The organism is Marinobacter sp. G11, assembly GCF_021282325.1.
GTDB lineage: Bacteria > Pseudomonadota > Gammaproteobacteria > Pseudomonadales > Oleiphilaceae > Marinobacter > Marinobacter vinifirmus.
Genome location: NZ_JAJSPB010000049.1, coordinates 1 through 9,737 on the forward strand (window position 1 = coordinate 1; position 9,737 = coordinate 9,737).

At 61.8% G+C, this 9,737-nt stretch carries 8 protein-coding genes; 3 read left to right on the top strand and 5 right to left on the bottom strand.

The window, feature by feature from the left end:
- Positions 1 to 245: 245 nt before the first annotated feature.
- Positions 246 to 1,694: an NAD-dependent succinate-semialdehyde dehydrogenase gene (locus tag LWH94_RS18145; RefSeq protein WP_232903169.1), complete on the bottom strand. Its 1,449-nt coding sequence runs from the start codon at positions 1,692 to 1,694 to the stop codon at positions 246 to 248.
- Between the two features lie 168 nt (positions 1,695 to 1,862).
- On the opposite strand from LWH94_RS18145, the gene LWH94_RS18150 reads away from it, so the two are divergent.
- Positions 1,863 to 2,876, top strand: coding sequence for a histone deacetylase family protein (locus LWH94_RS18150; protein WP_232903170.1), 1,014 nt, complete (start codon positions 1,863 to 1,865; stop codon positions 2,874 to 2,876).
- Here LWH94_RS18150 and thiI read toward each other — a convergent pair.
- Positions 2,873 to 4,327, bottom strand: a complete 1,455-nt coding sequence (gene thiI / locus LWH94_RS18155; RefSeq protein WP_058342023.1) for a tRNA uracil 4-sulfurtransferase ThiI — start codon at positions 4,325 to 4,327, stop codon at positions 2,873 to 2,875. The two genes, LWH94_RS18150 and thiI, sit on opposite strands and share 4 nt — an antisense overlap.
- Before the next feature lie 121 nt (positions 4,328 to 4,448).
- Here thiI and ppnN point away from each other — a divergent pair, with 121 nt between their 5' ends.
- Entirely contained in the window at positions 4,449 to 5,831 is a 1,383-nt protein-coding gene (gene ppnN, locus LWH94_RS18160; protein ID WP_022988538.1) for a nucleotide 5'-monophosphate nucleosidase PpnN, read from the top strand.
- Between the two features lie 20 nt (positions 5,832 to 5,851).
- On the opposite strand, the gene LWH94_RS18165 is transcribed toward ppnN, so the two are convergent.
- Positions 5,852 to 6,184, bottom strand: coding sequence for a c-type cytochrome (locus LWH94_RS18165; RefSeq protein WP_022988539.1), 333 nt, complete (start codon positions 6,182 to 6,184; stop codon positions 5,852 to 5,854).
- A gap of 230 nt (positions 6,185 to 6,414) precedes the next feature.
- Here LWH94_RS18165 and LWH94_RS18170 point away from each other — a divergent pair, with 230 nt between their 5' ends.
- Entirely contained in the window at positions 6,415 to 7,518 is a 1,104-nt protein-coding gene (locus LWH94_RS18170; protein ID WP_232903171.1) for an enoyl-CoA hydratase/isomerase family protein, read from the top strand.
- Between the two features lie 15 nt (positions 7,519 to 7,533).
- On the opposite strand, the gene LWH94_RS18175 is transcribed toward LWH94_RS18170, so the two are convergent.
- Together LWH94_RS18175 and LWH94_RS18180 are read right to left on the bottom strand one after the other, a co-directional pair.
- Entirely contained in the window at positions 7,534 to 8,115 is a 582-nt protein-coding gene (locus LWH94_RS18175) for an ankyrin repeat domain-containing protein (protein WP_232903172.1), read from the bottom strand.
- 67 nt (positions 8,116 to 8,182) lie between these two features.
- Positions 8,183 to 9,737: GNAT family N-acetyltransferase (locus tag LWH94_RS18180; RefSeq protein ID WP_232903173.1), on the bottom strand; the 1,555-nt coding region annotated here is incomplete at its 5' end.

Genomic DNA, 9,737 nt, shown 5'->3' on the forward strand with positions numbered 1-9,737 from the left:
GATTCCGATTAGGGTAACGTTCATCTGAACACCTCTTGTTGTTGACCTATTGATTTCGCACATCTAATAGTGGCGCTTTGACGCCGATCTCAACAAGAGGTGTTCATCCCATCATCCCTGTGCGCTTGACTGTGGCCATCCATGGCCACAGACAGTCCTGGGAAGAAGTCCCCGTTCCTGCGCTGTCTGGCAACGAAGGGGCACCTCCCCCGTGCGACAACTCCAGGAGATGAGGGCTCAGGGCTTTAGAAGCCTCGTGGAACCGTCTGCGCTTCCACGAACTCGAACAAGCCTTCCAGACCACCTTCCCGGCCAATACCAGACGCCTTCATGCCACCAAACGGCGCTTCCGGAGTAGGCCCGGTGCCGGTGTTCCAGCCAACATGGCCGAAACGCAGGCCGGCGGCTACGCGCTGGGCGCGCTCGGCATCGGCGGTGAAGACGTAGGAGGCCAGGCCGAATTCGGTGTCGTTGCCGGCTTCGATGACTTCTTCTTCGGTGCGGAACAGGGCCATGGGCACCAGCGGGCCGAAGGTTTCTTCCTGGTAGCAGGCCATGTTGCGGTCAACGCCCTGCACCACAGTAGGCGGGAAGAACAGGCCTTCGCCCAACTCATCCGGCTGCTTGCCGGCAACCAGTTTGCCGCCTTTGGCCAGGGCATCCTCCAGGTGGCGTTTGACCTTGTCGAAACCGGCTTTGTTGACCAGCGGGCCGATGTCGACGCCGTCGTTCATGCCGTCGCCGACGGTCATTTTGTTCACCCGCTCGGCGAGTTTTTCGCCGAAGGCGTCGGCCACTTTTTCATGCACGAAGATGCGGTTGGCGCACACGCAGGTCTGGCCGCCACCGCGGAATTTGTTGGCGATCAGGTTGTCGGCGGCGGCGTCCAGGTCGGCGTCGTCGAAGACGATATACGGGGCGTTGCCACCCAGTTCCAGGGACAGCTTTTTCACCTGCTCGGCGGTGTCGACGATCAGTTTTCGGCCCACTTCGGTCGAGCCGGTGAAGCTGAGCATGGGTACGTCTTTGTGTTCACACAGCACTTTGCCGATGACGCTGGCCTTGCCCATTACCAGGTTGACCATGCCATCGGGCAGGCCGAGTTTGTCCATGATGCTGAAGAAGGCAACCATGGTGAGCGGGGTTTCACTGGCCGGTTTGATGACCGAGGGGCAGCCGGCCGCCAGGGCCGCCGAGAGTTTCTTGGCGATCATGCCAATGGGGAAGTTCCAGGGCACAATCAGGCCGGTGACACCGATGGGGCGGTAGTGAACCGTCCAGGTGCAGTCTTTCGGCTTTTCCGGAATGGTGTGGGCATCCAGCGCCTGGATATGTTTGGCGCAGTAATCGAAGAAGCCGGCGGCGTAGTCCACTTCGCCCTGGCCTTCTTTCCAGGGCTTGCCGTGTTCCATGCACAGGATGCGGCCGATTTCCTCGCGGTTGTCCTTCAGGGCATCGCGGATGTCTTCCAGCCATTTGCGGCGGGTTTCAAGGGGATAGGGGTTGGTCAGCCGCAGGGCCTGCTTGCCGGCATCGACCGCATCCAGTATGTCTTGCTCCGGCATCGAAGGCACTTTGGCAATCACCTCGCCCGTGGCCGGATTGTAGACATCAAAGGTGCTGCCACCGGCGCTGTCTGTCCAGCGCCCGCCAATGTAGCCGGTAAGATTCTGCAACAGTGGTGATTCGATCATCTCGACTCCTTTTCTGTGCCTGATCACGCCCGGTTGCGGGCCGGGATCCGGGGTTCGGGTTCTGCCTTCATAGTGGTAGCTGGGGGCCGGCCTGTAAAGTCAGCGGGGATTTTTTGACCCATCCCGGTCTCTGCCTATACTCGAGGGAGTGAATCAAGGAGGCCGGACATGAAAGCATTTTTCCATCCGTCACAGGATCTGCACATCCCGAAGACGTATTTCACCCGGGGCCAGATGCGCCAGCCCCAGGAGGTGCCGGATCGTACCGGCCAGATGGTGGAAGGCCTGAAAGCGCTGGGCATTCCGGTGTTCCAGCCTGCCGACCAGGGTGCGGCGCCAATCTCGAAGGTGCATGACCTGGGCTATCTGCGGTTCCTGGAATCCGCCCACCGGCGCTGGATGGAAATGGAAGACTGGGGCGACGAGGTGATGTCCAACATCTTCGTGCGTTCTCCCAATGCCCTGCGGGGTGTCCTGGCGGAAGCAGCCTGTTACCTGGCCGATGGCAGTTGTCCGATTGGCGAGAATACCTGGAAGGCCGCCTACTGGTCGGCCCAGACTGCTCTCGGGGCGGCCGATGCCCTGATTGCCGGCGAGCGCTATGCCTATGCCGTGTGCCGCCCGCCCGGCCACCACGCCCGCAAAGATGCCGCCGGGGGCTTCTGCTACCTGAACAATGCCGCCATTGCCGCCGAACACCTGAAAAGCCGGTTCCCGCGCACGGTGATCCTGGACACCGACATGCACCACGGCCAGGGCATCCAGGAAATCTTCTACAATCGCAGCGATGTGCTGTATATCTCCATCCATGGCGACCCCACCAACTTCTACCCGGTGGTGAGCGGCTTTGAGGGCGAGCGCGGCGAAGGCGAAGGCTACGGTTACAACATCAACCTGCCCATGCCCCACGGCTCCAGCGAGGAGGATTTCTTTGCCCGCGTGGAGGAAGCACTGGCGGCTGTGCGGCTGTACCAGCCCGATGTGCTGATCCTGCCGCTGGGCTTCGATATCTACAAAAATGACCCGCAGGCCAAGGTGTCGGTGTCGTCCGAGGGCTTCTGCCGGCTCAGCACCCACATCCGTCAGCTGGGGCTGCCGACGCTGATCGTACAGGAAGGGGGGTATGACCTGGACGCCCTCAGCGAGAACGTCCAGCAGTTCTTCAGGGGGCTGGAAGGTTAGGCGCCCGGAGCGTAAACCTTCACGTTGTTGAGGCCTTCTGCCTTCAGGTGGCCGGCGTGCATCCGGCTCATGGTGCCCCGGTCACAGTACAACAGGTACTGGCGGCCTGCCGGTAGCCCTGGCACCTGCTGGTTGAGCTCGTAGAACGGGATCTTCAGGATCTCGTTGTTGGTGAGCGTCAGCGGTGCCCGCTCTTCCTCGGAAGGGTGGCGCACGTCGATGATCACATCGTCTACCGCCGGGGTCTGTACCAGTTCCACCTCTTCCGGAGTCACCACGCTGTCCAGCAGTTCGCTCACCTTGGTGTGCTCGCTGTTGGCAATGGCGCTGGCCAGCACTTGCGGGTCCATGTGGGTTTCTTCTTCCTCCACCCGGTGCAGCTTGGCGCGGGTGACCGGCTTGCTGGAAATCACGCCACAGTATTCCGGCATGTTGCGGGCGAAGGGCTCGGTGCCGATGTCCCGGGCAATGCGGATGATTTCCTGCTTGTCCATGGCAATCAGCGGGCGCAGCACCACTTCATCGCTGGCGCGATCGACCACGTTCAGGTTGGTCAGGGTCTGGCTCGACACCTGGGCCACGGCATCGCCCATCACCAGGCCGGTGGCGGTGTAATCCCGGGCAATTTCTGCAGCGGCTTTCAGCATCATACGCTTGAGCACCACGCCCCAGTGGCGATGGTTTACCGAACGCATGATCTCTGCCACCACGCCCTCGAAAGGCACCGAGATAAACTTCACATTGTGGGAGGCGCCATAACGCTGCCACAGGTAGTGCACCACCTGGCGCACGCCCACCTCATGGGCAGTGCCGCCGAGGTTGAAGAACAGGAAATGGCTGCGGATACCGCGGCGCATCATCAGGTAAGCCGCTACCGACGAATCGTAGCCACCGGAGATCAATGTCATCACGGTTTCCACGGTACCCAGCGGATAGCCGCCCAGGCCCTCGTGACGGCGATGGGCAATGTGGAACTGGTCATCGTTCACTTCGATGCGCACTTCCACTTCCGGATTTTTCAGATCGACCCCACGGGCCTCGGAGGCTTGCATCAGCGCGCCGCCGACCAGTCGCTCCAGGTCAATCGAACGGAAATCATGCTGGCCATGGCGCCGTGCACGCACCGCAAAGGTTTTGCCTTTCAGTCGACCAGCAAAGGCCTGTACAGCCTTGGCGCCCACGTCGTCCAGGTCCACAAACGGGTAAACCGCGATTTCCTGGATGGTGGAAATGCCGGAAATGCGGGTAAGTTCATCAATCACCGCGCCGGTCAGGCCCCGGCCTTCGGGCACGTCCACATCTACCCGGTCCCAGCTGCCATCCACCCGGATGTCGGCATCCAGGCGAGCCAGGAGTTTCCGGATATTCTGCCGCAACTGGCGCATTTGCTGCTGGCGAACGGGTTTGCTTTTGATGGCCACTTCAGCGGCGGGACGAATCAGTAATTTCATAAAAAAGGACTTTGATCGGAGGAACGTCGGGTAGCGTAAAAGGCGGAAAGCGCTTAGTGTACCCTTTCGCCTGAGTGGCTCAAAATCCGTCATTGCCGAAACAGCAGGAGTTCCAACACCGATGACCGAACCCACCATGAATGCCCTGGTCTCTCCGGAGGGCAGCCTCGAAATTCTCTCCACCCACGAGGTAAACCGGCTCAAGGACAAGAGTGAAGGGGGTTTGTACCGATTGTTCAGGCAATGCGCCCTGGCAGTGCTGAATACCGGCATGGAAACCGACGACTGCAAGGAACTGATGGAAGCCCACGGCGATTTCGATGTGCGGCTGGTTCCCCAGCCCCGGGGCCTGAAGCTGGAGCTGATCAACGCCCCGGCGCACGCTTTTGTTGACGGCGAAATGCTGCGGGCGATCCGGGAACACCTGTTCTCGGTGTTGCGGGATATTGTCTACAGCCACTCGCTGCCAGACACCGTCTCCGGCTTCCGCAAGGATAATCCGGAAGACATTACCAACCTGGTGTTCCATATCCTGCGCAATGCCCGGGCCCTGGAGCCCGGCCGCCAGCCCGACATGGTGGTGTGCTGGGGAGGCCATTCCATCAGCCATGACGAGTACCAGTACAGCAAGGAAGTGGGGCACCAGCTGGGGCTTCGGGGAATGAGCATCTGCACCGGCTGCGGCCCCGGTGCCATGAAAGGCCCCATGAAAGGCGCGACCATTGCCCACGCCAAGCAGCGGATCAAGAACGGTCGTTACATTGGCATTACCGAACCGGGCATCATCGGGGCGGAAGCGCCCAACCCGATTGTCAACGAACTGGTGATCATGCCGGATATCGAAAAGCGGCTGGAAGCCTTTGTGCGCTGCGGCCACGGGGTGATCGTTTTCCCCGGTGGCGTAGGTACGGCCGAAGAGATTCTGTATCTTCTGGGTATTCTGCTACATCCGGACAACGCCGACCTGCCGTTCCCGGTGGTGTTTACCGGCCGCCGGGAAAACGCGGAATACTTCGAGATGATCGACAAGTTCATCCGCAATGCCCTGGGCGACGAAGCCGCCAGCAAGTACGACATCATCATTGATGACCCGGTACGGGTAGCCCAGACCATGAAGCAGGGCATCAAGGATGTGGAGACCTTCCGCCGCGCCATGCAGGATGCCTACTACTTCAACTGGATGCTGAAGATCGACCCGGTGTTCCAGTTACCGTTCGAGCCCAACCACAGCAATATGCGGGCGCTGGAATTACACAGGGATCAACCGGCACACCTGATTGCGGCGAATCTGCGCAAGGCGTTCAGCGGTATCGTGGCGGGAAATGTGAAGGAAAGCGGAATTCGGCAGATTCAGGAGAAGGGACCATTTGAAATTGCCGGAGACCCGACACTGATCAAACCCCTTGAGGCCATGCTGGAGCAGTTTATTGCCCAGGACCGGATGAAACTGCCGGGATCATCCGCTTATCGGCCCAGTTACCGGATTGTCAGTGGTGCGGCCTGAGCCGCACCACTGCCGGGCAATTACTTGCCGCCAGCCGGCAGGCTTGCGTAGTAAGCCGCCAGGTTGGCGATGTCTTCATCGCTCAGGGCAGTTGCCTGGCCCTGCATGACCGGAGCCTGGCCACCCTGACGCTGACCAGCCTTGTAGGCTTTCAGGGCAGCAACCAGGTACTGCTCTTTCTGGCCTGCCAGGTTCGGGTAGATGGGCACCTGGGAGATACCGTTCTGGCCGTGGCACGCGGCACAAACGCCAGCCTTGGCCTTACCGGCTTCGGCATCGGCTGCCATGGAAGCGGCAGGCGCAGCAGCACCCAGTGCGAACAGACCAGCAACTGCGAAGTGTTTCAGGTTCATAGAGTTCATCCTCTCATCGTTTTTACGTTTACAATTCAGTTTTTTATCAACCGGACCGTAAGTCAGACTTTCTTTATAGCACAGCCATCCAAGGCCTCAAATGTGATAGGTCAAGGACATTCGTGCGACCATAGTGCTGTTTTACTCTCGTGCTGACTATAGGACAGTACGAACAAACCGCAAAAATACATTAATTAACAAAATCACCTGCACACCGGAGATCACACCACATGTCTGTAGAGGTTCAGGAACTCGCCTGCCGCCAGGGCCACATCGGCCTGCTTACCCTGAATGCAGCCCAGACCCTCAACGCCCTGACCGAGGACATGGTCAACCAGGCCCAGGAAACCCTGGATCGCTGGGCCACAGACGACCGCATCTGCATGGTGGTGTTGCAAGGCAGTGGCGAACGGGCCTTCTGTGCCGGCGGTAACATCCGCAACCTGTACCAGGCACTGAAAGGCGAAGGCGACACCTCTGCCCCGGAACGCTTCTTTACCCGGGAGTACCGGCTTGACTACAGCCTGCACCGTTTCCCGAAGCCGGTGGTGGGCCTGGCCCGGGGCATTGTGATGGGGGGCGGCCTGGGCCTGCTGTCCGCCTGCCGCTACCGGCTGGTCACACCCGATGTCACCCTGGCCATGCCGGAAATCAGCATCGGCCTGTTCCCGGATGTCGGCGCCAGCTGGTTCCTGAACCGCCTGCCGGGGCGCCTCGGGCTGTTTATGGGGCTGACCGGGGCCCGCCTGAACGTGGCCGATACCCTGCGGGTGGGGCTGGCAGACCTGGTGATTGATGCCGGCCAGATCGAAACCCTGCTGGCCCGCCTGCAGGATGAGCGCTGGACCGGCGAGGCCGCCGCCGATGACAACCGGCTGTTCCGCCTGCTGAACCAGGTGGAAGCGCTGGATTACCGGAGCCTGGCGCCGGGCCACCTGGAGCGGCACGAACAGGCCATCGCCCGGCTGACCGCAGGTACCGAACTGCCCGCCATCATCGAAAAGATACTCGCCGCCGACATTGACGACCCCTGGTGGCAAAGCTGTGCGGAAAACCTGAAGAATGGCTGCTCGGTGACCGCCTGGCTGGTCTGGCACCAGCTGCGCAAGGGTCAGCAGATGTCACTGAAGGATATTTTCCGGATGGAACTGGCCATGGCACTGGAATGCACCCGCCGCCCCGACCTCGCCGAAGGCATCCGGGCATTGCTGGTAGATAAAGATAAAGCGCCGGTGTGGTCGTTCAAATCCGCCGGGGAGGTACCGGAAGAGGTGATCGAACGGCATTTCGAGCCAGTGTGGGACGACCTGAACGACCCGATGCAGCTGGACTGACACCGGGCCGGGAAATCAGCGGGCCGCGCCCGCCTGCACCAGCAGCATTTCCAGGTCCTGGTTATTGCGGGCCCGGGCAATGTCGAGGGCCGTGGTACCATCGGTGCGCCGGTAGTGCACATCAGCACCAGCGGCCAGCAGCATCTCCGCGGTCAGCAGGTCGCCGGCTTCCACCACTTTCATCAGCAGGGATTCGCCGTCCTGGCTGACATTGACGTTGGCTCCCGCCGCAAGCAAGGCCCGAACCACCGACAAATGCCCGTTTTCCGCCGCATGGATCACCGGAGTGTAACCGCTGTTGTCTTCGCTGTTCACATCGGCACCGGCCGCCAGCAACAAGCGGACAATACGCCGGTTACCCTCCGCCGCGGCCAGCATCAGCGGGGTTTTGGAAGAACCTGCCCTGGGGTCCGGGTCCACGCCCTGCGACAGCATATCCAGCACCGTCCGGTCTTCATTGGCCGCAACCGCTGCCAACAAATCCGCACCGGTTGCCCCGATATCGCCTACTTCACCCGTGCTGCTGCAACCAGCCAGCAACGACAGCACCACCAAAACCACAAAATGAAAGCGACTGCCCGCATCCCTGCTCATCATTCGTACTCTCTTGTTTGATTTTTTCAGCTATTTTGCGGGCCGGGTGGTGATAATTAAATCGAAACGGTCACAACTCCGACACTTGCGCCAGCCAGCGGGCCACGATTTGTCTCAGCCGCATTTCGCCCTCCCGCTTGCCGGTGACCAGCCCAAGCGCCTGCAACTGCGACCAGGCCCAACCCTGAAGCACCGCACGGCACCAGAGCCCGGCATCTTCCTGCCCGGCCAGCCAGGCCATCCAGCCAGGCCAGCTGCAGACTTCACGCAGCAGCGGCAAAGTCACTTCAAACCCCCGATAGCCCTCGGCAAAGCTCCGCAAATCCTGCCAGTCGTCCGGCCCGGGCTCTGCCGTGGCAGGCAGGTCTGCGGCTAGCTGCGCCAGTAATTCCGGGGGCATGTCTGCCCAATGCCGGGGAATCAGCACCTGCCAGTGCCTGGCAAACCGGCGGCGCAGGCGCTGTTTCAGGTCGTAGCCCGCCGGGGATACACCCTTCAACAGTTGCACCGGAAACTCGCCGGTAGAATGCTCCCGGGTCAGCCCGATACGCACCAGGCGTAATCCACAACCCTGCCAGAACGACTGCAAACCCGCTTCGCCACCAAAACTGGTACCCAGCGAATCCAGCCCCTGGCTCCGGCAAAACTCTTCCGCCGCCGCCACCAGCGCCCGGCCCACGCCCAGCTGCCGGGCCGGCTCTGCCACGGCAATGCGCACCACCCGAAAACACCGCTGCTGCGCCGCCTCCGCAAAGCCACCATGGCTGGCCAGGGACTGCGCCAGCAAATGCCCCCGCAAACGGCGCTGGCCCATGGCCACCTGGGCGGCCAGGTCCTGATCCAGGCCGCCTTCCGCACATCCCCAGAGCACACCCACGGTTTTGCCCTGCACCACCGCCCGCCAGCTGCTGGCGGCCGGATCGTCCAGCCACTGCCGCAAGTCTGCCGGCGTGGTGCGGTAATGGGCATCTACCAGCAAGCCGAAGGCCTCGGCAAGTTCCGCCTCGCTGGCCTGTGCCGGATTCCAGGGTTCGACAGACACCGCACCGGGTTTCGGCTTGCTGCTGTCCGGCCCCCGGGCACCCAACAGAAACATCCGGAACAACACCCGCTCCAGGGGATCACCCTGCGCCCAGCGCACCGGCTGGTTCAGCTCCACCGATTGCCAGTGCGGCGCCTCCCGGTCCAGCACCTGCCGGAACCGGATCGCAAAGCCCCGCCCGGTGCCCTCATAACCATGCACCGTGCTGGCAAACGCCACCCGAGGCCAACCCAGCAAAACCTCCCGCAGCCAGCTCGCCGGCAAACCGGCGGCCTCGTCCACCATCACCACCTCGGCCTCCGGCTTCTGCGCCAGCAACTCCGGCACCGGCAGGAAACGAATCGCCTGCCCGCCCGGCAGCACAAGCTCCGACTCCGACCGGCTCTCAACCCGGTCGCCCAGAACCTCCGCCGCATGCCGGAAAAAACTCTGCAGATTGTCCACCGAAGGCGACGTCACCAACACCTGCTGCCGCCCCGCCAGCAACAACTCCGCCGCCGCCATCCCCAACGCCGCCGACTTCCCCCGGCCCCGGTCTGCCGTCACCACCACCGGCCGCCGACGCCGCCCCAACCCGAAACGC

Excerpts from the sequence above, each read along its gene's own strand:
- LWH94_RS18145 (WP_232903169.1), bottom strand. The coding sequence starts at position 1,694 with ATGATCGAATCACCACTGTTGCAGAATCTTACCGGCTACATTGGCGGG.
- LWH94_RS18150 (WP_232903170.1), top strand. The coding sequence starts at position 1,863 with ATGAAAGCATTTTTCCATCCGTCACAGGATCTGCACATCCCGAAGACG.
- thiI (WP_058342023.1), bottom strand. The coding sequence starts at position 4,327 with ATGAAATTACTGATTCGTCCCGCCGCTGAAGTGGCCATCAAAAGCAAA.
- ppnN (WP_022988538.1), top strand. The coding sequence starts at position 4,449 with ATGACCGAACCCACCATGAATGCCCTGGTCTCTCCGGAGGGCAGCCTC.
- LWH94_RS18165 (WP_022988539.1), bottom strand. The coding sequence starts at position 6,184 with ATGAACCTGAAACACTTCGCAGTTGCTGGTCTGTTCGCACTGGGTGCT.
- LWH94_RS18170 (WP_232903171.1), top strand. The coding sequence starts at position 6,415 with ATGTCTGTAGAGGTTCAGGAACTCGCCTGCCGCCAGGGCCACATCGGC.
- LWH94_RS18175 (WP_232903172.1), bottom strand. The coding sequence starts at position 8,115 with ATGATGAGCAGGGATGCGGGCAGTCGCTTTCATTTTGTGGTTTTGGTG.